Origin of the sequence: Pseudocitrobacter sp. 73, from assembly GCF_008369545.1 — a bacterium.
GTDB lineage: Bacteria > Pseudomonadota > Gammaproteobacteria > Enterobacterales > Enterobacteriaceae > Pseudocitrobacter > Pseudocitrobacter vendiensis.
In genome coordinates this window covers 274,007-298,012 of the sequence record NZ_VTZO01000009.1, presented here as the reverse complement: position 1 = coordinate 298,012, position 24,006 = coordinate 274,007, and the positions used below count along the sequence as shown (strand labels likewise).

The window sequence follows — 24,006 nt, the reverse complement described above, 5'->3', positions numbered from 1 at the left end:
ATGCTATAGCCCAACCACCTTGCATAAAATTTCAATGTAAACAGGCATTAACGGATGCCGGATAGCCGCCACCAGCGCCACCACACCAATGCCAAGCATTAACGGGGCCACCCACAGTAAACGCTGGCGCGGAAGATAGTCGGACAAACGATCTTTCGCTGCTTTTCCGCTACGCCATAAGCGCCAGCAAAGCCACGCAGCAATCCACAGCAGCAGCGCCGTGCCAAGCAGCAGCCACTTAAAGCCGCCGCTTTGCATATCCGCAGGAATATCAATCGCGGCACCCGCCAGAATCCCCGGCAGGAAGTAAATCGGCGGCCAGAGCAGGCAACCAATAATGTTCGGCGGAATAAACTTCGATACCGGCAGGTCGAGCATTCCGGCAACCATCGGGACCACCGGGCGCGTTGGCCCGACAAAGCGCCCGACCAGAATGGTGAACATGCTGTGCTGATGCAGCGCGTGCTCAGTTTTATCCAGTAGCGCCTTGTTCTTTTTCATAAACGACCAGCGATGCAGCGGTTTCTTAAAGCGCCAGCCAAGCCAGAAGGAGATCCAGTCGCCCAGCAAACACCCCACAATACCGACCAGCCACGCCTGCCAGAAATTAAGCTCGCCGCTGCCAATCAGCGCCCCGAGGCCCGCCATCATCACCGTACCCGGCAAAATCAGACCGACCAGCGCTAATGATTCGAGAAAAGCCACCAGCGCGACCGCGACAAGTGAATAGGTCGTGGACTGGGTAATAAAGTGTTCCAGCAGTGCTTGCATAGTGTGTCCGGTTTGAAAACGAATCGGGGATTCTGGTCATCACCCCGACTTTCGTCAAGCCATCAATTGTCTGAATAGTTTACTGGCAATGACGCTTTCCGACACACCGCCTTTCCTTTTCTTTACTTTTTATTCACACCCTGCACGGAATTCACTTGGGCTGGCACCGGTACATTTCTTGAAAACGCGAGAAAAATAGAGCTGATCTTCAAAACCTACGTTACGCCCCACGGTAGCAATCGGCATACGCGTGGTGCTGAGCAGCAGTTTCGCCTGGCTGATGCGTTGATCTTCACGCCAGCTCAACACGCTGACACCAAGCTGCTGACGAAACAAATGCGACAGACGCGACGGCGACAGGCAAACATGCTGAGCTACGCTTGCGATATCAAAATGGCTATCAGCCAGGTGATCGCTGATATACTGGCAGGCATCGCGTACCCGGTTATCCATCGGCGGATGCAGCGATTCATTAATGGCTTCCATACGTCGCAGCAGAAGCTGCTCCAGCAGGTTGATCGCCAGCAACTCGGAGTAACGCCCAACGCCCTGCCCGGCATCAATAATTTGCCCAAAAAGCGCGGAAATCGACGCCTGATGCGCTTCATCAGGGCGGAAAAAACCGGTTTGCGCATGAATGGTCGGCCAGTTCAGCCATTCATGCCAGTAGGCGCGGGGGCGGAAATAAACCCACTGGTGATACCATTCGCTGGCGTCAGGATGACGCCCGTAGTGATGAATTTCGCCTGGCGGAAAGAGCAGCATATCGCCTTCGCGACAAATAAACTGCTGCCCCTGATTTTCAATTATTCCCTCCCCTTTAACCGTCAGATTAAGAATAAACCCCTTCATGCCCAGCGGCCGGTCGATAAAGAAATCGAGATACCCTCCGGCATCAATCGGCGTCAGCCCGGCGACCAGGTGCGCGTTAAAGGAGTAACCCGGCAGCAGGGGATCGTTTTGCAATTCAGGCATTTTCAGTCTGATCTCCGCATGTTGTGAAGAAACCAATTATCCATATTCACGTTTTCACCCTTCCCGGCGACCTGTGCAAACCATCACCGCTCACGATAAACATTTAACCCCGCGACAAGCCGCGATTTTGATAACAATTCCGCGAGAGATACGGTTTCTGGCGTGTAACAGAAGTGTCTATAAAGACGGCAGAAAAGTCCACATTGAATATTTGCACAGCGTCACACTTTGGGATGTGACAGCAAAATTATCCATAAGATTAGCGGTTCCTGCCTGACGATTTTTCCGGGCCATCGCTAGTGTTAACACATCCTGTTTTATTACGATGGAGTGACACGATGGCAATCGCAATTGGCCTCGATTTTGGCAGCGACTCGGTCCGCGCCCTGGCAGTGGAGTGCGCGAACGGTGAAGAGATCGCCACCAGCGTTGAATGGTATCCGCGCTGGCAGGAGGGCCGCTTCTGCGACGCCCCGAATAACCGTTTTCGCCACCACCCGCGCGACTATATTGAGTCGATGGAAGCGGCGCTGAAAAGCGTACTGGCGCAGCTCACCGACTCCCAACGGGCTGATGTCGTCGGAATTGGCGTCGACAGCACCGGTTCAACCCCTGCGCCGATTGACGCCGACGGCAACGTACTGGCGCTGCGCGACGAGTTCGCCGAAAACCCGAACGCCATGTTCGTGCTGTGGAAAGACCACACCGCCGTGGAAGAAGCCGAAGCCATCACTCGCCTGTGCCATCAACCGGGCAAAGAAGACTACTCGCGCTACATTGGCGGTATCTACTCCAGCGAATGGTTCTGGGCCAAGATTCTGCACGTCACTCGCGAAGATAGCGCGGTCGCACTGGCTGCTGCATCGTGGATTGAGCTGTGCGACTGGGTTCCGGCCCTGCTTTCCGGCACCACGCGCCCGCAGGATATTCGCCGTGGCCGCTGTAGCGCCGGGCATAAATCCCTGTGGCATGAAAGCTGGGGCGGCCTGCCACCGGCGTCGTTCTTCGATGAACTCGACCCTATCCTCAATCAGCACCTTCCCTGCCCGCTGTTTACCGACACCCTGACCGCCGATGTTCCGGTGGGCACGCTCACCGCGGAATGGGCGCAGCGTTTGGGGCTTTCCGAAAAAGTGGTGATTTCCGGCGGCGCATTTGACTGCCATATGGGCGCAGTCGGCGCGGGCGCACAGCCTAACGCGCTGGTGAAAGTCATCGGGACCTCCACCTGCGACATTCTTGTCGCGGAGAAAGAGAGCGTGGGCGATCGTACGGTGAAAGGTATTTGCGGCCAGGTTGACGGCAGCGTAGTACCTGATTTTATCGGCATGGAAGCGGGCCAGTCGGCGTTCGGCGACATCTACGCCTGGTTTGGTCGCGTGCTGGGCTGGCCGCTGGAACAACTCGCCGCACAGCATCCTGAACTGAAAACGCAAATTAAAGAGAGTCAGAAGCAGCTACTGCCAGCCCTGACTGACGCCTGGGCGAAGAATCCGTCTCTCGATCATCTGCCAGTGGTACTCGACTGGTTTAACGGTCGCCGCACGCCGAACGCCAATCAGCGTCTGAAGGGCGTGATTACTGATTTGAATCTCGCTACCGACGCGCCAGCCTTATTTGGCGGGCTGATCGCCGCCACCGCCTTTGGCGCGCGCGCCATTATGGAGTGCTTCACCCGCCAGGGTATCCCGGTCAATAACGTGATGGCGCTGGGCGGCATTGCGCGTAAAAACCGCGTCATCATGCAGGCCTGCTGCGATGTACTCAATCGCCCGTTACAGATTGTCGCCTCTGACCAGTGCTGTGCGCTGGGCGCGGCCATCTTTGCTGCCGTCGCCGCCGGCGTTTACCGCGATATCCCCGCCGCACAGTTACTGATGGCCAGCCGTGTCGAAAGCACGCTCCAGCCCGATCCGCAACAGGCGAAACGCTTTGAACAACTCTATCAACGCTACCAGCAATGGGCGCTGAGCGCCGAACAACATTATCTCCCTGCCGCTGCGCCATCGGCTACCACGCCGTCCGCCACAGCAGCGCTGACTCATTAAGGATACGACAATGACCATTTTTAATAATTATGAAGTATGGTTCGTGATTGGCAGCCAGCACCTTTACGGCCCGGAAGCCCTGCGTCAGGTGACACAGCACGCGGAGCAGGTAGTTAATGCCCTTAACGCAGAAGCGAAACTGCCGTGTAAACTGGTGCTGAAACCGCTGGGCACGCGCCCGGATGAGATCACCGCCATCTGCCGTGATGCCAACTACGATGATAAATGTGCAGGCATGGTGGTGTGGCTGCACACCTTCTCACCGGCGAAAATGTGGATCAACGGCCTGACCATCCTTAACAAACCGCTGCTGCAATTCCATACCCAGTTCAATGCCTCCCTGCCGTGGGACAGCATCGATATGGACTTTATGAACCTGAACCAGACCGCGCACGGCGGCCGCGAGTTCGGCTTTATCGGCGCGCGCATGCGTCAGCAGCACAGCGTAGTGACCGGCCACTGGCAGGATAAACAAGCCCACGAACGTATCGGCTCGTGGATGCGTCAGGCGGTATCGAAGCAGGATACCCGTCACCTGAAAGTGTGCCGCTTTGGCGACAACATGCGCGAAGTGGCGGTCACTGACGGCGATAAAGTCGCGGCGCAGATCAAATTCGGGTTCTCCGTCAACACCTGGGCGGTAGGCGACCTGGTGCAGGTGGTCAACGCGGTGAGCGAGGGCGATATCAACGCGCTGGTCGACGAATACGAAAGCAGCTACCGCCTGACGCCTGCTGCGCAAATCAACGGCGACAAACGCCAGAACGTGCTGGATGCCGCACGTATCGAACTGGGGATGAAACGCTTCCTCGAAGAGGGCGGATTCCATGCGTTCACCACCACATTTGAAGATCTTCACGGCCTGAAACAGCTTCCGGGCCTGGCGGTACAACGTCTGATGCAGCAGGGCTACGGCTTTGCAGGCGAAGGCGACTGGAAAACTGCCGCCCTGCTTCGCATCATGAAGGTGATGTCAACCGGTCTGCAGGGCGGCACCTCCTTTATGGAGGATTACACCTACCACTTCGATAACGGCAACGACCTGGTGCTCGGTTCGCACATGCTGGAAGTGTGTCCGTCGATCGCCGTGGAAGAGAAACCGATCCTCGATGTACAGCCTCTGGGTATCGGTGGCAAGGCCGATCCGGCGCGCTTGATCTTCAATACCCAAACCGGCCCGGCGATTGTCGCAAGCCTGGTGGATCTGGGCGATCGCTTCCGTCTGCTGGTCAACACTATCGAAACGGTAGCAACGCCGCACGATCTGCCGAAACTCCCGGTCGCCAACGCGCTGTGGAAAGCGCAGCCGGATCTGGCCACCGCCTCCGAAGCGTGGATCATCGGCGGCGGCGCGCACCACACCGTCTTCAGCCACGCCCTGACGCTGGACGATATGCGCCAGTTCGCTGAACTGCACGGTATCGAGATTACGGTTATCGACAACGACACCCGCCTGCCCGCGTTTAAAGACGCGCTGCGCTGGAACGAGGTTTATTACGGGTTACGTCGTTAACACCCTCACCCCGGCCCTCTCCCTGAGGGAGAGGGTGAAAACCCCACACCCGCACAGTTAGTCCCCTCTCCCTCAGGGAGAGGGTTAGGGTGAGGGTAAAAGGCATTATCTGGAGCCAACATGCTAGAAGATCTCAAACGCCAGGTGCTTGACGCCAACCTGGCGCTGCCAAAACATAACCTGGTCACCCTCACCTGGGGCAACGTCAGCGCCGTTGACCGGGAGAATGGCGTTTTTGTGATTAAACCCTCCGGCGTGGATTACAGCGTGATGACCGCAGACGATATGGTAGTGGTCAGCATCGCGACCGGCGAGGTGGTGGAAGGTCGCAAAAAACCCTCCTCCGATACGCCCACCCACCGCCTGCTCTATCAGGCATTCCCGACCATTGGCGGCATCGTGCATACCCATTCCCGCCACGCCACCATCTGGGCGCAGGCGGGGCAAGCTATTCCTGCGACCGGCACCACGCACGCCGACTATTTCTATGGCACCATTCCCTGTACGCGCAAAATGACCGATGCGGAAATCAACGGCGAGTACGAATGGGAAACGGGTAACGTGATTGTCGAAACCTTTGAGAAACAAGGTATCGACGCCGCGCAAATGCCGGGCGTGCTGGTGCACTCTCACGGCCCGTTCGCGTGGGGGAAAAACGCGGAAGATGCGGTACACAACGCTATCGTGCTGGAAGAAGTGGCCTATATGGGTATCTTCTGCCGCCAGCTTGCGCCGCAGTTGCCGGATATGCAGCAAACGCTGCTGGATAAGCACTATCTGCGCAAGCATGGTGCGAAGGCGTATTACGGGCAGTAACAAGAAGAGGGTCTGGAAACAGACCTTCTTTTATTTTTATTCTGTTTCAAGCCTCTCTTTAACTTTATTTAAAGGCACGCTATTTTATCCATCATTAAAAATAAGTATTCATTCATATTAAGAATGAATCAGGATTAATAACGTGTCTCCTGAAATTAAATACTCCCTGAATAAAAAAGTAATCTCACGTATCGTTCTCGAAGATAACTTTTTTATTGTGGCAACCATTCCCGTCAGCCTGCTGATTCTCCTCATTTTTTCAATGTTTATCGGCGTGCCGTTTCTCTCAATGGCGCTGGGTGCGCTTGGCGTAACACTGATTGCAGAGCTTCTGCTGGCGCTGGCCATCTTTGTTTATTCTCACTGGATTAAATCAAGAACGCCGGCGCAAATCGTTCTTACCGCTGATGCCATCACGATAGATAATAAAAGCTGGCAATGGAAAAACATTGAGACCATAAAACTCACCCCAAATATTTACCCAATGAATAAAAAATACCATCTGGCGATCGCAGACCACGCGGGGCAGAAAACCACCTGGTTTCTGGGATACGGCCACGGCACAAAGTGGGTCATTTTTTCCGACTACCAGTCGCTGTGTGAGCAGGTGGCGTTTTACTGCGAAGGCGAGCCGGGGAAATTTCAATCGTATTGAAAACGCACCTGTACAAAAAACCAGTTAAAACCAACTAAACCAGGTTATAATCAGCGCTTATTCATCAGGTGAGAAACGCGTGTGGCGCAGGCGCAAGCTGGCTTTATCTTAACCCGCCACTGGCGGGACACTCCTCAGGGGACAGAAGTCACCTTCTGGCTGGCGACGGATGCAGGCCCGCTAGCCGTGACGCTGCCGCCTCAGGAGTCCGTCGCCTTCATCCCGGAAGCGCAGCGAGCGCAGACGGAACGTCTGTTAAAGGGTGAGCGCGATGCTCGCCTTGCCCCGCTCACCTTAAAAGATTTTCACCGCCAACCGGTATTTGGCCTCTATTGCCGTTCTCATCGCCAGTTGATGCGCCTTGATAAACTGCTGCGCGAAAACGGTATCACCGTTTATGAAGCGGATATACGCCCGCCAGAACGCTATCTGATGGAGCGATTTATCACCGCGCCGGTGTGGTTTGACGGCGACGCGCGTGGTGATGGGCTGGTGAATGCGCGTCTAAAACCCCATGACACCTATCGCCCTGCGCTAAAGTGGGCCTCTATTGATATCGAAACCACCCGCCACGGCGAACTATACTGTATCGGCATTGAAGGCTGTGGCCAGCGCGTGGTTTACATGCTCGGCCCGGCTAATGGCGATGCATCAACGCTGGATTTTGAGCTGGAATACGTCACCAGCCGCCCGCAGCTTTTAGAAAAACTTAACGCCTGGTTTGCGCTATACGACCCGGATGTGATTATCGGCTGGAACGTGGTGCAGTTCGATTTACGCGTGCTGCAAAAACACGCCGAACGTTACCGCATTCCACTGATGCTGGGGCGCGGCAACAGCGAGCTGGAGTGGCGCGAGCATGGGTTTAAGAATGGCGTATTCTTCGCCCAGGCAAACGGGCGGCTGATTCTCGACGGCATTGAAGCGCTGAAATCCGCATTCTGGAATTTCTCTTCGTTTTCGCTGGAGGCAGTGGCGCAAGAACTGCTGGGCGAAGGCAAAGCGATTGATAATCCGTGGGACAGAATGGACGAAATTGACCGCCGTTTCGCCGAAGATAAGCCCGCGCTGGCGAAATATAACCTCAAAGATTGCGAGCTGGTGACGCAGATTTTCCACAAAACGGAGATCATGCCATTCCTGCTGGAACGCGCCACGGTTAACGGACTGGCGGTTGACCGTCACGGTGGCTCGGTTGCCGCCTTCGGCCACCTCTATTTTCCGCGTATGCATCGCCTGGGTTATGTTGCGCCTAATTTAGGCGAAGTGCCGCCGCAGGCGAGCCCCGGCGGCTACGTGATGGACTCGCGCCCCGGTTTGTACGATTCGGTTCTGGTGCTGGATTATAAAAGCCTGTATCCATCAATCATCCGCTCTTTTTTGATTGACCCGGTGGGGCTGGTTGAAGGGATGAGCCAGCCGGATACGGAGCACAGTACCGAAGGTTTTCTCGGCGCCTGGTTCTCACGCGATAAACATTGCCTGCCGGGGATCGTCGGTCAAATCTGGCACGCTCGTGATGAAGCTAAAAAGCATAAAAATAAACCACTTTCACAGGCGCTGAAGATCATCATGAATGCGTTTTACGGCGTGCTTGGCACCAGCGCGTGCCGCTTTTTTGATCCGCGCCTTGCGTCGTCGATCACCATGCGCGGGCACGCGATCATGCGCCAGACCAAAGCGCTTATCGAATCCAAAGGTTACGACGTCATCTATGGCGATACGGACTCCACCTTTGTATGGCTAAAAAAAGCGCATGATGAAGACGCCGCGGCGAAAATTGGCCGCGAGCTCGTTGAATTTGTTAACCAGTGGTGGGCCGATGAGCTACAAAAATCAGGCTTAACCAGCGCGCTGGAACTGGAATTTGAAACCCACTTTTGTCGCTTCCTGATGCCGACCATTCGCGGCGCCGATACGGGCAGTAAAAAACGTTACGCCGGGATGATTCAGGAAGGTACGGAACAAAGAATGCTTTATAAAGGTCTCGAAACGGTTCGCACCGACTGGACGCCGCTGGCGCAACAGTTCCAGCAGGAGCTCTATCTGCGCATCTTCCGCAACGAGCCTTACCGCGACTACATTCTTGAAACCATCGATAACCTGATGGCAGGTAAGCTCGACAGTAAACTGGTCTATCGCAAGCGCCTGCGCCGTCCGCTGGCTGAATATCAGCGCAACGTGCCGCCACATGTGCGCGCGGCGCGTCTGGCGGACGAACACAACGCACATCTGGGCCGCCCGCTGCAGTATCAGCAACGCGGCAGCATCAAATATGTCTGGACCACCAGCGGCCCGGAACCGCTGGATTATCAGCAGTCACCGCTTGATTATGAGCACTACCTGACAAAACAATTAGCGCCCGTTGCTGAAGGAATTCTCCCCTTTGTCGACGACGATTTTGCTACAATAGTGACAGGGCAACTGGGGCTATTTTGACAGGTGACTAACGCCGCGCCATCCAGTACCATAGCGCCCTTTCCATTCCTGGACCTCATTCATTCGCCGCCTCTCCTTCAGGCGGTGGATGGGTATTGCCTGCAATTTACAAAGAGATAGAGCCGAACACTTATGCCTTTTACACTTGGTCAACGCTGGATCAGCGATACAGAAAGCGAACTGGGACTTGGTACTGTTGTTGCAATGGATGCACGCACCGTCACCCTGCTCTTTCCGGCTACCGGAGAGAACCGTCTGTATGCCCGAAGCGACTCCCCCGTGACCCGCGTGATGTTCAATCCTGGCGACACGATCACAAGCCATGATGGCTGGCAGTTGCACGTTGATGAAGTTATTGAAGAAAAAGGCCTGTTGGCCTATGTTGGCACCCGTCTGGATACGGAAGAAGCCAATGTCGTGCTGCGCGAAGTGCTGCTCGACAGCAAACTGGTTTTCAGCAAACCACAAGACCGCCTGTTTGCCGGGCAAATCGACCGTATGGATCGCTTTGCCCTGCGTTACCGTGCGCGTAAATATCAGAGCGAGCAGTACCGCATGCCGTACAGCGGCCTGCGTGGTCAGCGTACCAGCCTGATCCCTCACCAGCTCAACATCGCCCACGATGTGGGTCGTCGCCACGCGCCGCGCGTGCTGCTGGCCGATGAAGTCGGTTTAGGTAAAACCATCGAAGCCGGGATGATCCTGCATCAGCAGTTGCTTTCTGGCGCGGCCCAGCGCGTGTTGATCATTGTGCCGGAAACCCTCCAGCACCAGTGGCTGGTTGAGATGCTGCGCCGCTTCAACCTGCGCTTTGCGCTGTTTGACGATGAGCGTTATGCCGAAGCGCAGCACGACGCCTATAACCCGTTTGAGACCGAACAGCTGGTCATTTGCTCGCTGGACTTCGTGCGTCGTAACAAGCAGCGTCTGGAGCATTTGTGCGACGCCGAATGGGACATCATGGTGGTCGATGAAGCCCATCACCTGGTGTGGAGCGAAGAGGCGCCAAGCCGTGAATATCAGTGCATCGAACAGTTGGCGGAACGCGTGCCGGGCGTCCTGCTGCTGACCGCGACGCCGGAACAGCTGGGGATGGAGAGCCATTTTGCGCGTTTGCGCCTGCTCGACCCGAACCGCTTCCACGATTTTGAGCAGTTTGTCGAAGAACAGAAAAACTATCGCCCGGTGGCCGACGCGGTCGCGCTGCTGCTGGCGGGCAACAAACTCAGCAACGACGAGCTGAACACCCTGGGCGAGTTGATTGGCGAGCAGGATATCGAAGCCCTGCTGCAAACGGCGAACAGCGACCGCGACGGCGCAGAAGCCGCACGCCAGGAGCTGATCAGCATGCTGATGGACCGCCACGGCACCAGCCGCGTGCTGTTCCGCAATACCCGTAACGGTGTGAAAGGGTTCCCGAAACGCGAGCTGCACACCATCAAACTGCCGCTGCCGACGCAGTATCAAACCGCGATTAAAGTCTCCGGCATTATGGGCGCGCGTAAGAGTGCGGAAGAACGCGCTCGCGACATGCTTTACCCGGAACAGATTTATCAGGAATTTGAAGGCGATACCGGCACCTGGTGGAACTTCGACCCGCGCGTGGAATGGCTGATGGGTTACCTGACCAGCCACCGCTCACAGAAAGTGCTGGTGATTTGCGCCAAAGCCGCCACCGCGCTGCAACTGGAACAGGTTCTGCGCGAGCGCGAGGGTATCCGCGCCGCCGTGTTCCATGAAGGGATGTCGATCATCGAACGCGACCGCGCTGCGGCCTGGTTTGGTGAAGAAGACAGCGGCGCGCAGGTGCTGCTGTGTTCTGAAATCGGTTCTGAAGGGCGTAACTTCCAGTTTGCCAGCAACCTGGTGATGTTTGACCTGCCGTTCAACCCGGACCTGCTGGAGCAGCGTATTGGTCGTCTGGACCGTATCGGTCAGGCGCACGATATTCAAATCCACGTGCCCTATCTGGAACGCACCGCGCAGTCCGTGCTGGTTCGCTGGTTCCATGAAGGTCTCGACGCGTTCGAGCACACCTGCCCGACCGGTCGCACCATCTATGACAGCGTGCACGATCAGTTAATCAACTACTTAGCCGCGCCGGAAAACAGCGAAGGCTTTGATGAACTGATAAAAACCTGTCGCGAACAGCACGATGCGCTGAAAGCGCAGCTGGAACAGGGCCGTGACCGTCTACTGGAAATCCACTCCAACGGCGGAGAGAAAGCGCAGGCGCTCGCCGAAAGTATTGAAGAGCAGGATGACGACACTAACCTGATCGCCTTCGCCATGAACCTGTTTGATATCGTCGGTATCAACCAGGACGATCGTGGCGAGAACCTGATTGTCCTGACGCCATCTGACCATATGCTGGTCCCTGACTTCCCGGGCCTGCCGGAAGATGGCTGCACAGTGACCTTCGAGCGTGATATTGCGCTGTCCCGTGAAGACGCGCAGTTCCTCACCTGGGAACACCCGATTATCCACAATGGTCTGGATCTTATCCTCTCCGGCGATACGGGCAGCAGCACAATTTCCCTGCTGAAAAACAAAGCGCTTCCGGTCGGTACGCTGCTGGTCGAACTGATTTACGTCGTGGAAGCCAATGCGCCGAAACAACTGCAGCTCAACCGCTTCCTGCCGCCAACGCCGGTGCGCATGCTGCTGGATAAAAACGGCACCAACCTGGCGGCACAGGTGGAATTTGAAACCTTCAACCGCCAGTTGAGCGCGGTAAACCGCCACACGGGCAGCAAGCTGGTTAACGCCGTACAGCAGGACGTCCACGCGATTCTGCAGCTGGGTGAAGGCCAGATTGCCAAAGCCGCGCAGGCGCTGATCGATTCTGCTCGCAGTGAAGCGGATGAAAAACTGAGTGCCGAACTGTCGCGTCTGGAAGCCCTGAAAGCGGTGAACCCGAACATTCGTGATGACGAGCTTTCCGCTATTGAAAGCAACCGCCAGCAGGTGATGGAAAGCCTGTCGCAGGCTGGCTGGCGTCTGGATGCGTTGCGCCTTATCGTCGTGACGCACCAGTAACAGGAGCCCGCTATGGGAATGGAAAACTACAATCCGCCGCAGGATCCGTGGCTGGTTATTCTCTATCAGGACGAGCACATTATGGTGGTCAACAAGCCAAGCGGCTTGTTGTCCGTGCCGGGCCGTCAGGAAGAGCATAAAGATAGCGTGATGCTGCGCGTGCAGCGCGACTATCCGCAGGCCGAATCCGTCCATCGCCTGGATATGGCGACCAGCGGTGTGATTGTGGTGGCCCTGACCAAAGCGGCTGAGCGCGAGCTTAAACGTCAGTTCCGCGAACGCGAACCGAAAAAACAGTACGTGGCACGCGTTTGGGGGCACCCAAAACCGGCAGAGGGTCTGGTGGATTTACCGCTGATTTGCGACTGGCCGAACCGACCTAAGCAGAAAGTGTGTTACGAAACCGGCAAAGCGGCGCAGACGGAGTATGAAGTGCTGGAGTACGCGGATGATAACACCGCCCGCGTGTTGCTAAAGCCGATTACCGGGCGCTCGCACCAGTTGCGCGTGCACATGCTGGCGTTAGGGCATCCGATTCTGGGCGATCGCTTTTACGCGACGCCCGAAGCACTGGCGATGGCCCCGCGTCTGCTACTGCACGCGCAGACGCTGACCATTACGCATCCGGAGTTTGGCAACAGTATGACGTTTAAAGCACCGGTGGATTTTTGAAGCCTTTGCGGCCTGATGCCCTCACCCCGGCCCTCTCCCACAGGGAGAGGGAGCAAACAGCACCGTCTGTCCCCTCTCCCTGTGGGAGAGGGTTAGGGTGAGGGGCCCCACAGTACAATCCTACTTAAATCCTTTCTGTTCCTTAATCAGCTCGTACGCACGCTGAATTTCCTGCGCCTTCTGCTTCGCCATCTCCATCATTTCAGGTGGTAAACCTTTTGCCACCAGCTTATCCGGGTGATGTTCGCTCATCAGCTTGCGGTACGCGCGTTTGATTGTTGTCGCATCGTCGGTGCTTTTCACGCCGAGCACGTTGCAGGCATCTTCCAGCGTCGGGCCACGCTGCGCCTGTTGCCAGCCGCCTGCGCCTTGCGACTGCTGCTGATAACCGCCGCCAAACTGCGCCCCGCCCTGCATCATGCGCAGGAACTGATCGAACTGTGCGCGTGAAATCCCGAGTTCTTCGGCAATCACATACAGCACGTCACGTTCATTCGGATGCAGTGAACCGTCAGCAAATGCCGCCTGAATCTGAATTTCAAGAAACATCCTAATCAGATCAAAACGACCAAAGCAGACGCTACGGAACTGACGCATTTTTTCACGCAGCGGATAGTTATCTGATTTGCCCACGCGAAACGCCTGCTGCGCCGCAGTGCGAGAAGCGCCGTGCAGGTTCATTCGGTCCATTAACAGACTGGCGATATGAATATCCGCTTCCGTAACACGCCCTTTCGATTTGGTCAGGTGTCCCATGACTTCAAAGGTGGTGGCAAAAAAGAGAGACTGACGCTCCTGTTGATTCGCAAACCAGTTCATCCGGCGGCTGCGCGCCTTGTCAAACATGTGGCCCACGAGCAATCCGAGGACTACGCCCCAGAACCCGCCACCCATCATTAAGGCGATGGCCACACCAATCACTTTACCCCAATACTGCATATACTCCCCAAATCGTCATGCCAGCGGCTAAAATATGCATTATCATACCCGTCATTCAATGCCGTGCCTAACACCTCTGGCCGGGACGGGCAGGATAAGTACTAGCGTCAAGCCGTTGAGTACGTTAGTCTCTGACCGTTTGCAAGCCGCAATGCTATAGATGACGGAACAACAAATACAACGTATGAAAAAACGTATTCCCACCCTCCTGGCGACTATGATTGCCAGTGCCTTGTACAGCCAGCAGGGCATGGCTGCCGATCTCGCTTCGCAATGTATGCTGGGCGTGCCGAGCTACGACCGTCCATTGGTGAAAGGCGAGACTAACGATCTGCCTGTCACGATTAACGCCGATCACGCAAAAGGGAACTACCCTGATGACGCGGTGTTTACCGGCAACGTCGATATCAACCAGGGAAATAGCCGCTTGCAGGCCGATGAAGTTCAGCTTCATCAAAAACAGCCTGAAGGCCAGACGGCGCCCGTGCGCACGGTTGATGCCCTCGGTAATGTACACTATGACGATAACCAGGTGATCCTGAAAGGTCCGAAAGCCTGGTCGAATCTCAATACGAAAGATACCAACGTCTGGGAAGGTGACTACCAGATGGTGGGTCGTCAGGGCCGCGGGACGGCGGATCTGATGAAACAGCGCGGCGAAAACCGTTATACCATTCTGGAAAACGGCACCTTCACGTCGTGTCTGCCGGGTTCAAACACCTGGAGCGTTGTTGGTTCTGAAGTTATCCAGGACCGTGAAGAAGAAGTTGCGGAAATCTGGAACGCCCGATTTAAAGTCGGTCCGGTTCCGGTCTTTTATAGCCCTTATTTACAGTTACCGATCGGCGATAAGCGCCGGTCTGGTTTCCTGATCCCCAATGCCCGGTACAGCACCAAGAACTACTTTGAGTTCTATTTGCCTTACTACTGGAACATCGCGCCGAACATGGATGCGACCATCACGCCGCACTATATGCACCGGCGTGGCGGCATCATGTGGGAGAACGAATTCCGTTACCTGACCAAAGCGGGCGCAGGTTTAATGGAACTCGATTACCTGCCATCGGATAAGGTCTATAGCGATGAGCATCCGGATGACGATAACAGCCGTCGTTGGATGTTCTACTGGCGTCATGCGGGCGTGCTGGATCAGGTGTGGCGCTTCAACGTCGACTACACCAAAGTCAGCGACCCGAACTACTTCAACGACTTTGACTCCAAATACGGTTCCAGTACCGACGGCTACGCCACGCAAAAATTCAGCGTTGGCTATGCAGTGCAGAACTTCGACGCCACCGTGTCAACGAAACAGTTCCAGGTCTTCGACCGTAACAACAGTAACTCCTACTCTGCTGAGCCGCAGTTGGATGTGAACTTCTATCAGAACGATGTTGGGCCGTTTGATACGCGTATCTACGGCCAGGCGGTGAATTTCGTTAACACCAACAGCAATCGTCCGGAAGCGACGCGTCTGCACCTTGAGCCGACAATCAACCTGCCGCTGTCTAACGGCTGGGGGAGCCTGAACACTGAAGCGAAGCTGTTAGCGACTCATTATCAGCAAAAGAACGTTGAAAATACCCGGTACGATGACTCGGTAAACCGCACGATGCCGCAGTTTAAAGTCGACGGTAAGATGGTGTTTGAGCGCGATATGGACTGGTCTGCGGGCTATACCCAGACGCTGGAACCGCGCGCGCAGTACCTGTACGTGCCTTATCGCGATCAGAGCAACATCTACAACTACGACTCTTCGCTGCTGCAATCCGATTACAGCGGGCTGTTCCGCGACCGTACCTACGGCGGCCTTGACCGCATTGCGTCAGCCAACCAGGTGACGACCGGCCTCACATCTCGCGTATATGATGAATCGGCGATTGAACGTTTTAACGTTTCTATTGGTCAAATCTACTATTTCACCGAGTCTCGTACCGGTGATGATACAACGACCTGGCAAAATGATGACAACACCGGTTCGTTGGTGTGGGCGGGAGACACCTATTTACGTCTGACCGACCGTTGGGGCCTACGTGGCGGCATCCAGTACGATAAACGTCTGGATAACATCTCCACCAGTAGCACCACCCTTGAGTATCGCCGTGACCAGGACCGTTTAGTCCAGTTGAGTTACCGTTACGCCAGCCCGGAATATATCCAGGCGACATTGCCGTCTAACTACTCGACATCAGAGCAGTATAAGAACGGGATTTCGCAGGTGGGCGGCGTAGCGAGTTGGCCAATTGCCGATCGCTGGTCTGTTGTTGGCGCATACTACTTCGACACCAACAGTCACAAACCGGCCGATCAAATGCTGGGCGTGCAGTATAACTCCTGCTGCTATGCCATCCGTGTCGGCTACGAACGTAAGCTGAACGGCTGGGATAACGAAGGGGCGAAAGATCACGCCGTCTACGACAACGTAATCGGCTTTAATATTGAGCTTCGTGGATTGAGTTCGAACTATGGTCTGGGTACCCAGCAAATGCTGCGTTCGAACATACTGCCGTACCAGAACTCATTGTAACGACACTGACAGAAACTTAAGCCGCCGAGCGGTTTGTTAATTGAAATGGAAAAAGTATGAAGAACTGGAAAACGCTGCTTCTTGGTATCGCGTTAGTCGCGAATACCAGTTTCGCCGCCCCACAGGTTGTCGATAAAGTAGCAGCCGTCGTAAACAATGGTGTCGTACTTGAGAGCGACGTCAACGGTCTGATGCAATCCGTCAAGCTCAACGCGGGCCAGGCGGGGCAACAACTGCCGGACGACGCGACTCTGCGCCACCAGATTCTGGAACGTCTGATCATGGACCAGATCCTGCTGCAGATGGGTCAGAAAATGGGCGTCAAAATCTCTGACGATCAACTGGATCAGGCTATCGCGAATATCGCGAAGCAGAACAACATGACGCTGGATCAAATGCGCAGCCGTCTGGCTTACGATGGTCTGAACTACAGCACCTATCGCAGCCAGATCCGCAAAGAGATGATCATCTCTGAAGTGCGTAACAACGAAGTGCGTCGCCGCGTTTCCGTCCTGCCGCAGGAAGTGGACGCGCTGGCAAGCCAGATTGGCGACCAGAACGATGCCAGCACCGAACTGAATCTGAGCCACATCCTGATTCCGCTGCCGGAAAACCCGTCTTCTGACCAGGTGAACGAAGCGCAGAGCCAGGCGGAGTCTATCGTTGAGCAGGCGCGCGGCGGGGCTGACTTTGGTAAACTCGCTATTTCCTACTCTGCTGACCAGCAGGCGCTGAAAGGCGGGCAGATGGGCTGGGGCCGCATTCAGGAACTGCCGGGTATCTTTGCGCAGGCGCTGACGACCGCCAAAAAAGGCGATATCGTTGGCCCGATCCGCTCCGGCGTCGGCTTCCATATCCTGAAAATCAACGATATGCGCGGCGGCTCTCAGAGCATCTCCGTGACCGAAGTTCACTCTCGCCACATTCTGCTGAAACCGTCGCCGATCATGACCGACGAGCAGGCGCGCGTGAAGCTTGAGCAGGTTGCTGCTGATATTCGTAGCGGTAAAACCACCTTCGATAAAGCAGCAAGAGAGCTCTCTCAGGACCCAGGTTCTGCTAACCAGGGCGGTGATTTAGGTTGGGCAACGCCGGAAATGTACGATCCTGCGTTCCGCGATGCGCTGATGAAACTGAACAAAGGCCAGATGAGCGCCCCGGTTCACTCTTCCTTCGGCTGGCACCTGATCGAGCTGCTGGACACTCGCAAGGTTGACCGCACCGATGCCGCGCAGAAAGACAAAGCCTACCGCATGCTGATGAACCGTAAGTTCTCTGAAGAAGCGGCAACCTGGATGCAGGAACAACGCGCCAGCGCTTATGTCAAAATTCTGAGCAACTAATGACAACAACCCATCGTGTGGTGATCACGCCCGGCGAACCCGCCGGGATTGGTCCGGATCTGGTTATCCAGCTCGCCCAGCGCGATTGGCCCGTTGAACTGGTGGTGTGCGCCGATGGCGCACTCCTCAGTGAGCGAGCCACGCTCCTCGGCCTTCCGCTTTCTCTCCTGCCCTACTCCCCTGACGAATCCGCCCTACCGCAACGCGCCGGTACGCTCACCCTGCTCTCTGTGCCGCTACGCGCGCCAGTGACGCCAGGCGAGCTTAACGCGTTGAATGGTCACTATGTGGTAGATACGCTGGCACGTGCTTGTGACGGCTGTCTGAGTGGCGAATTTGCCGCCCTGATTACCGGGCCGGTGCACAAGGGCATCATTAACGACGCAGGCGTGCCCTTTACCGGGCATACGGAGTTCTTTGAAGAGCGCTCGCTCGCGGCGAAAGTGGTGATGATGCTGGCGACGGAAGAACTGCGCGTGGCGCTGGCGACGACGCATTTGCCGTTAAAGGACGTGAGCGATGCAATCACGGTCGAATTACTCGACGAAGTGATCACCATCCTGCATCACGATCTACAAACCAAATTTGGTATCGCCCAACCGCATATTCTGGTGTGTGGCCTCAACCCGCACGCGGGCGAAGGCGGCCATATGGGCACGGAAGAGATCGACACCATTATTCCGGTGCTGAATACGCTGCGCGCGAAAGGAATGAATTTGAGCGGGCCGCTGCCTGCCGATACCCTTTTCCAGCCTAAGTATCTCGATAATGCCGACGCGGTGCTCGCAATGTACCACGATCAGGGTCTACCCGTGCTAAAATACCAGGGCTTTGGCCGTGGCGTGAATATCACCCTCGGTTTACCCTTTATTCGAACCTCTGTTGACCACGGCACTGCCCTTGAACTGGCAGGTCACGGAAAAGCAGAGGTCGGCAGTTTTATTACGGCGCTTAATCTCGCCATCAAAATGATTGTTAACTCTAAATGAATAATCGAGTCCATCAGGGCCACTTAGCCCGTAAACGTTTCGGGCAAAACTTCCTTAACGATCAGTTCGTTATTGACAGCATCGTTTCGGCGATCAATCCGCAGAAAGGCCAGGCGATGGTTGAAATCGGCCCGGGTCTTGCTGCATTGACCGAGCCGGTTGGCGAACGTCTTGACGAACTGACCGTCATCGAACTTGACCGTGACCTCGCCGCACGTCTGAAAACGCACCCGTTCCTGGGGCCGAAGCTGACCATTTATCAGCAGGACGCCATGACCATGAACTTTGGTGAGCTTTCGCAAACGCTGGGCCAGCCGCTGCGCGTATTCGGCAACCTGCCGTATAACATCTCGACGCCGCTGATGTTCCATCTGTTTAGCTATACTAATGCGATCGCCGACATGCACTTCATGTTGCAAAAAGAGGTGGTTAACCGTCTGGTTGCAGGTCCGAACAGCAAGGCGTATGGTCGTTTAACGGTGATGGCGCAGTATTACTGCCAGGTTATCCCAGTACTCGAAGTGCCGCCGAGCGCCTTTACGCCACCGCCAAAAGTCGATTCCGCCGTCGTGCGTCTGGTGCCGCACAGCACCATGCCGTATCCGGTGAAAGACGTGCGCGTGCTGAGCCGCATCACCACAGAGGCGTTTAACCAGCGTCGTAAAACGATCCGCAACAGTCTCGGCAACCTGTTCAGCGTTGAAGTTCTGACAGAGCTGGGCGTCGACCCGACGATGCGGGCAGAAAATATCTCTGTTGCGCAGTACTGCAAGATGGCCAACTATCTGGCAGAGAACGCGCCGCCGAAGGAGAGCTAAACCATGATTGATTCGCCGCGAGTTTGCGTCCAGGTTCAAAGTGTTTACATTGAATCGCAGTCTCTACCGGACGAAGAGCGTTATGTCTTCGCCTACACGGTAACCATCCGCAATCTCGGGCGAACTCAGGTTCAGCTACTGGGCCGCTACTGGCTCATCACCAACGGCCATGGTCGTGAAACCGAAGTACAGGGCGAGGGCGTCGTTGGCGTCCAGCCGCATATCGCACCCGGTGACGAATATCAGTACACCAGCGGTGCGGTGCTCGAAACCCCGCTTGGCACCATGCAGGGCCGCTATGAAATGGTCGATATCGACGGCAAACCGTTCTCTGTCGACATTCCCGTATTCCGTCTCTTTGTCCCGACACTAATCCATTAAAAACACATGGCTACATACCTTATTGGCGACATTCACGGTTGCTTTGATGAGTTGATCGCATTGCTCGATCAGGTGGAGTTTACCCCAGGGACAGACACGTTGTGGCTGACCGGCGACCTGGTCGCGCGCGGCCCTGGCTCTCTGGACGTGCTGCGCTATGTTAAATCGATGGGCGACGACGTGCGTATCGTCCTCGGTAATCATGACCTGCATCTGCTGGCAGTCTTTGCCGGGATCAGCCGCAATAAGCCCAAAGACAGGCTAAACGCGCTGCTGGAAGCCCCGGACGCCGACGAACTCCTGAACTGGCTGCGTCGTCAGCCTCTGATGCAGGTGGATGAAGAGAAAAAGCTGGTGATGGCCCACGCAGGGATTACCCCGCAATGGGACATGGAAACAGCAAAACAGTGCGCACGCGACGTTGAAGCGGTGCTGTCGAGCGACTCCTATCCCTTTTTCCTGGACGCCATGTATGGCGATATGCCGAATAACTGGTCGCCGCAGTTAACGGGCCTGGCACGTCTGCGTTTTATCACTAACGCGTTCACCCGCATGCGCTACTGTTTCCCAAACGGGCAACTGGATATGTACACCAAAGAAGCGCCGGAAAACGCTCCTGCGCCGCTGAAACCGTGGTTTGCGATACCAGGGCCGGTGACGGAGGAGTACAGCGTGGTGTTCGGCCATTGGGCGTCTCTGGAAGGTCGCGGTACGCCGGAAGGCGTGTACGCACTGGATACGGGCTGCTGCTGGGGCGGAGAGTTAACCTGCCTGCGCTGGGAAGATAAGCAGTATTTCACTCAGGCTTCGAATCGACATATCGATCCCGGAATGGGTGAGGCTGTGGCGTCGTAATGCCCCCTCACCCTAACCCTCTCCCACAGGGAGAGGGAAACGTCTCTGCTCAATATTGAACCCGGCACCGATTTTCTCCCTCTCCCTGTGGGAGAGGGCCGGGGTGAGGGCCCTATCGACGCTCTAAAATCTCAAAGCAGTAACTGTGCGAATTCTGCTCATCCGCATCGTGGAATTCGCTGAACACAGATTCCCACTGGTCCGGATCGTAATCCGGGAAGTGCGTGTCGCCTTCCACTTCCGCATCAATATGCGTCAGATACAGCTTGTGCGCTTTCGGCAGGAACTGCTCGTAAACACGACCGCCGCCAATCACCATAATTTCTTCGACATCGCCGCAGGCGGCAATGGCTTCATCCACAGATTTAACCCACTGAACACGGTCGTCTGTGCCCGGCTGGCTGCTGATGACAATGTTTTTACGGCCCGGCAACGGGCGACCGATCGATTCCCAGGTCAGACGACCCATCACGACAGGTTTGTTAAGCGTGTTGCGTTTAAACCACGCCAGATCGGCGGGGAGATTCCAGGGCATGGCGTTTTCCATGCCGATGACGCGATCTACCGCTAGCGCAGCAATCAGACTGATCATTGAGTGTTTCCCGGATACAAAAAAATTGTCGCCACTATACGGAAAGCATAATCTTTCGTCGACTGGGCGCAGAGTAAAGAATACGAAAATTTTCAGAATTGCTGGCGAGCCCACGGGTGTGAAGTGGACCGCCAGCATTACAGGTAAATAGAAACAGCGAGTTAGACGTAAAGCCTGCGTAACATCACATTTTTACCTTCAGGCAGAGGGCTTAACCTCTGGTTCATCAGCGGGGTTGCCACTGTGTTTGCCCTCTTCCGTTCCCTGCCAGCCGTGACGCTGAATCACCGACAGATGATTACGGTCTTCGTTAATGATTTCCGTCAGCATCGCGCTGGTGCGTTTAAACACGGCCGCACGCGAGGAGGCATCGTTCTCAGCCATTTCCACCATCTCTTCCACCATACGGGTATTAAAACGGCGGAACAGATCAGCGCGTTCCCGCGCCTCATAAGCGCCCAACCCTAACGATTCCAGCGCCATGCGGCCCGACTTCAGCGCACCCTCGAAGGTTTCACGTTCCGGCGATTCTACCCCCGCCTGACGCAACTGAATGTAATGCTCTACGTCGCGCGCACGAGCAATGACTGTCAGGTTAGGGAAGTGCTCTTTCACCAGTTCAGTCAGCTGTAAGCTGGTTTGTGGATCGTCGATAGCATTAATCAGCACTTCCGCTTTCGCCGCTCCCGCCGATTCCAGCATATCGACGCGCGTCGCATCGCCGTAAAAGACCTTCATGTCGAATTTACGCAGGGTATCGACGTGATCCGGATCGTGATCGAGGATAACCATTTTCACGCCGCTGGAGAGCAGCAGACGACCGGTTATCTGGCCGTAACGACCAAAGCCGGCGATAATCACGCGCGGCTGCTCTTCATCAATCTGATCCGCTTCACGCTGTTCACCGCCGCTTTTACGTGCTTCCATGCGGGTCAGCAGCACCAGCAAAATCGGGGTCGCCGCCATCGACAAGGCCACCGCCAGCGTCAGGGCTTTCGCCCAGTCAGCGTCCAGCACGTTTGCCATCTGCGCCGCGCCAAAGACGACGAACGCGAATTCACTCCCCTGCCCCAGCAATACCGCAAACCAGGCGCGCTGCGAGCGCGGTACCTGCAACGGTTTCGCGATAAGCCACAGCATGACCGATTTAATAATCAGGAAGCCAAACAGCAGCGTCACAATACGCAGCGGGTGATCGATAAGCGTGCCGAAGTCGATAGACATACCGACGCCAATGAAGAACAACCCCAGCAACAAGCCTTTAAACGGTTCAATATCGCTTTCCAGCGCGTGTCGGTATTCCGAACTCGCCAGCAATACGCCCGCCAAAAACGCGCCCATCGCCATCGACAGGCCCACTTCTTCCAGCAGGAAACCAAAACCGAAGACCAGGAACAGCGCCACGGCGCTGAACACTTCTCGCAGGCCGGAACGCGCCACAAAACGCAGTACGGGCCGCGTGACGTAGCGCCCCAGCAGGACCACCAGCACCAGTGCTCCTGCCACCTTAAGCGCAGAAAAGGCAAATGCGCCCAACGTGGTGGATGCCCCGCTGGTCGCCAGCAGCGGGATCATCGCCACCAGCGGGATTGCCGCGATATCCTGGAACAACAGCACTGCAAATGCGCTACGTCCGACCTGAGAGACGGTCAAATTACGTTCGTTCATTGCCTGCATGGCAATCGCCGTTGAAGAGAGCGCCAGCGTCATACCGATCAGTTCCGCCACCTGCCAGCGCAGGCCGAGGAACATACAGAACAAGCCAATTAAGGCACCGCACACCACCATCTGCAGCAGGCCGCCGCCAAATACCGAGGCGCGCAGTTTCCACAAACGTTTCGGGTCCAGCTCAAGGCCAATGACGAACAGCATCAATACCACGCCAATTTCGGCGAAGTGCAGAATCGACTCCGCGTCAGTCACCAGGCGCAGGCCCCACGGGCCGATAATACAACCGGCAATCAGATAACCGAGCACCGAGCCCAGCCCGAGACGAACGGCGATCGGTACAATCAGCGCGGCGGAGCCCAGATAAATCAGCGCCTGAATCAGAGTATGGTTATCCACGGTTATCCTCCTGCCAGGCCAGCAAACGCTGTTTGTAATGACGGGCCTTCGCCTGCAGCGTTTCTTCGTCGCAGATAAAGGTGCTGTGAAGAGTAAACGGCGGCAGCCACTTCAGGCCGCAGTAAATCGCCGTTGCCTCCAGCGGCTGCGCCAGCACGTCAAACCCAGGGTGTGAGCCAATTTCAAAATGGCTTTCTGCCCCGCCGGTGGTGACCGCCCACAGCATACTTTTACCGTGCAGCGCGGTTCCGCCGTGACCATACGCCCAGCCATGCGACAGCACTTTGTCCATCCACAGCTTAAGCAGCGGCGGCGTGCTGTACCATTGCATAGGGTGTTGAAGGATGATGAGGTCAGCGCGGCTAAGCGCGTCCTGCTCCGCGGCGATATCGATATTGAAATCTGGATAGAGGCTGTAGAGGGAGCGAACCTCTACATCGTCCAGCGTCCTTACCTGATCAAGCATCCGCTTATTCGCATGCGAGTGCTGCGGATAAGGATGCGCATAAATAATGAGAATCATGTTTAGCCTGTTTTCACTGCATTATTGTTATGTAACAAACACAGTGT

At 55.8% G+C, this 24,006-nt stretch carries 19 protein-coding genes; 13 read left to right on the top strand and 6 right to left on the bottom strand.

The annotated features are described in order from the left end of the window. Positions 1–3: 3 nt before the first annotated feature. Both F0Q32_RS10930 and araC read right to left on the bottom strand, forming a co-directional pair. Positions 4–771 carry a DedA family protein gene (locus F0Q32_RS10930; protein ID WP_149463084.1) on the bottom strand — a complete coding sequence of 256 codons (768 nt, stop codon included), beginning with the start codon at positions 769–771 and terminating at the stop codon, positions 4–6. 129 nt (positions 772–900) lie between these two features. Beyond that, a complete protein-coding gene (araC, locus tag F0Q32_RS10925; RefSeq protein ID WP_149463083.1) occupies positions 901–1,746 on the bottom strand; it encodes an arabinose operon transcriptional regulator AraC in 846 nt (281 codons plus the stop codon). 338 nt (positions 1,747–2,084) lie between these two features. Here araC and araB point away from each other — a divergent pair, with 338 nt between their 5' ends. The 7 genes from araB to rluA all read left to right on the top strand — a co-directional run bounded on the left by araB (position 2,085) and on the right by rluA (position 12,928). Beyond that, entirely contained in the window at positions 2,085–3,794 is a 1,710-nt protein-coding gene (gene araB, locus F0Q32_RS10920) for a ribulokinase (RefSeq protein WP_149463082.1), read from the top strand. A gap of 10 nt (positions 3,795–3,804) precedes the next feature. Next, complete coding sequence (gene araA, locus F0Q32_RS10915; protein WP_149463081.1) at positions 3,805–5,307, top strand: L-arabinose isomerase; 1,503 nt, start codon at positions 3,805–3,807, stop codon at positions 5,305–5,307. A gap of 120 nt (positions 5,308–5,427) precedes the next feature. After that, positions 5,428–6,123, top strand: coding sequence for an L-ribulose-5-phosphate 4-epimerase (gene araD, locus F0Q32_RS10910; RefSeq protein WP_149463080.1), 696 nt, complete (start codon positions 5,428–5,430; stop codon positions 6,121–6,123). A 142-nt stretch (positions 6,124–6,265) separates the two neighbouring features. Next, positions 6,266–6,778 carry a hypothetical protein gene (locus tag F0Q32_RS10905; RefSeq protein WP_149463079.1) on the top strand — a complete coding sequence of 171 codons (513 nt, stop codon included), beginning with the start codon at positions 6,266–6,268 and terminating at the stop codon, positions 6,776–6,778. 81 nt (positions 6,779–6,859) lie between these two features. Next, positions 6,860–9,217, top strand: coding sequence for a DNA polymerase II (gene polB / locus F0Q32_RS10900; RefSeq protein WP_149463078.1), 2,358 nt, complete (start codon positions 6,860–6,862; stop codon positions 9,215–9,217). A 132-nt stretch (positions 9,218–9,349) separates the two neighbouring features. After that, on the top strand, positions 9,350–12,256 hold the full coding sequence (gene rapA, locus F0Q32_RS10895) for an RNA polymerase-associated protein RapA (protein ID WP_149463077.1): 2,907 nt from the start codon (positions 9,350–9,352) through the stop codon (positions 12,254–12,256). 12 nt (positions 12,257–12,268) lie between these two features. Then, positions 12,269–12,928 (top strand): bifunctional tRNA pseudouridine(32) synthase/23S rRNA pseudouridine(746) synthase RluA, encoded by a 660-nt coding sequence (rluA, locus tag F0Q32_RS10890; protein WP_149463076.1) that lies wholly within the window; start codon positions 12,269–12,271, stop codon positions 12,926–12,928. A 120-nt stretch (positions 12,929–13,048) separates the two neighbouring features. Here the strand turns inward: rluA and djlA are convergent, their stop codons facing one another. Then, entirely contained in the window at positions 13,049–13,867 is an 819-nt protein-coding gene (gene djlA / locus F0Q32_RS10885; protein ID WP_149463075.1) for a co-chaperone DjlA, read from the bottom strand. 184 nt (positions 13,868–14,051) lie between these two features. On the opposite strand from djlA, the gene lptD reads away from it, so the two are divergent. From lptD to apaH, 6 genes are read left to right on the top strand one after another with little or no spacing between them, the layout of a single operon-like run. Beyond that, positions 14,052–16,391 carry an LPS assembly protein LptD gene (gene lptD, locus F0Q32_RS10880; RefSeq protein ID WP_149463074.1) on the top strand — a complete coding sequence of 780 codons (2,340 nt, stop codon included), beginning with the start codon at positions 14,052–14,054 and terminating at the stop codon, positions 16,389–16,391. Between the two features lie 56 nt (positions 16,392–16,447). Continuing rightward, on the top strand, positions 16,448–17,734 hold the full coding sequence (gene surA / locus F0Q32_RS10875; RefSeq protein WP_149463073.1) for a peptidylprolyl isomerase SurA: 1,287 nt from the start codon (positions 16,448–16,450) through the stop codon (positions 17,732–17,734). After that, positions 17,734–18,723 carry a 4-hydroxythreonine-4-phosphate dehydrogenase PdxA gene (gene pdxA / locus F0Q32_RS10870; RefSeq protein WP_149463072.1) on the top strand — a complete coding sequence of 330 codons (990 nt, stop codon included), beginning with the start codon at positions 17,734–17,736 and terminating at the stop codon, positions 18,721–18,723. The genes surA and pdxA overlap by 1 nt, the downstream gene beginning before the upstream one ends. Next, a complete protein-coding gene (gene rsmA / locus F0Q32_RS10865; RefSeq protein WP_108475510.1) occupies positions 18,720–19,541 on the top strand; it encodes a 16S rRNA (adenine(1518)-N(6)/adenine(1519)-N(6))-dimethyltransferase RsmA in 822 nt (273 codons plus the stop codon). The genes pdxA and rsmA overlap by 4 nt, the downstream gene beginning before the upstream one ends. A gap of 3 nt (positions 19,542–19,544) precedes the next feature. Further along, complete coding sequence (apaG, locus tag F0Q32_RS10860) at positions 19,545–19,922, top strand: Co2+/Mg2+ efflux protein ApaG (protein ID WP_149463071.1); 378 nt, start codon at positions 19,545–19,547, stop codon at positions 19,920–19,922. A 6-nt stretch (positions 19,923–19,928) separates the two neighbouring features. Further along, a complete protein-coding gene (gene apaH, locus F0Q32_RS10855; protein ID WP_149463070.1) occupies positions 19,929–20,777 on the top strand; it encodes a bis(5'-nucleosyl)-tetraphosphatase (symmetrical) ApaH in 849 nt (282 codons plus the stop codon). Positions 20,778–20,889: 112 nt separating this feature from the next. Here the strand turns inward: apaH and folA are convergent, their stop codons facing one another. The 3 genes from folA to kefF all read right to left on the bottom strand — a co-directional run bounded on the left by folA (position 20,890) and on the right by kefF (position 23,959). Further along, positions 20,890–21,369, bottom strand: a complete 480-nt coding sequence (folA, locus tag F0Q32_RS10850) for a type 3 dihydrofolate reductase (RefSeq protein ID WP_041686321.1) — start codon at positions 21,367–21,369, stop codon at positions 20,890–20,892. Between the two features lie 198 nt (positions 21,370–21,567). Then, the gene (gene kefC / locus F0Q32_RS10845; protein WP_149463069.1) at positions 21,568–23,436 is read right to left on the bottom strand and encodes a glutathione-regulated potassium-efflux system protein KefC; all 1,869 of its coding nucleotides are present in this window, start codon (positions 23,434–23,436) and stop codon (positions 21,568–21,570) included. Then, complete coding sequence (kefF, locus tag F0Q32_RS10840) at positions 23,429–23,959, bottom strand: glutathione-regulated potassium-efflux system oxidoreductase KefF (protein ID WP_015965962.1); 531 nt, start codon at positions 23,957–23,959, stop codon at positions 23,429–23,431. The genes kefC and kefF overlap by 8 nt, the downstream gene beginning before the upstream one ends. Positions 23,960–24,006: the final 47 nt, after the last annotated feature.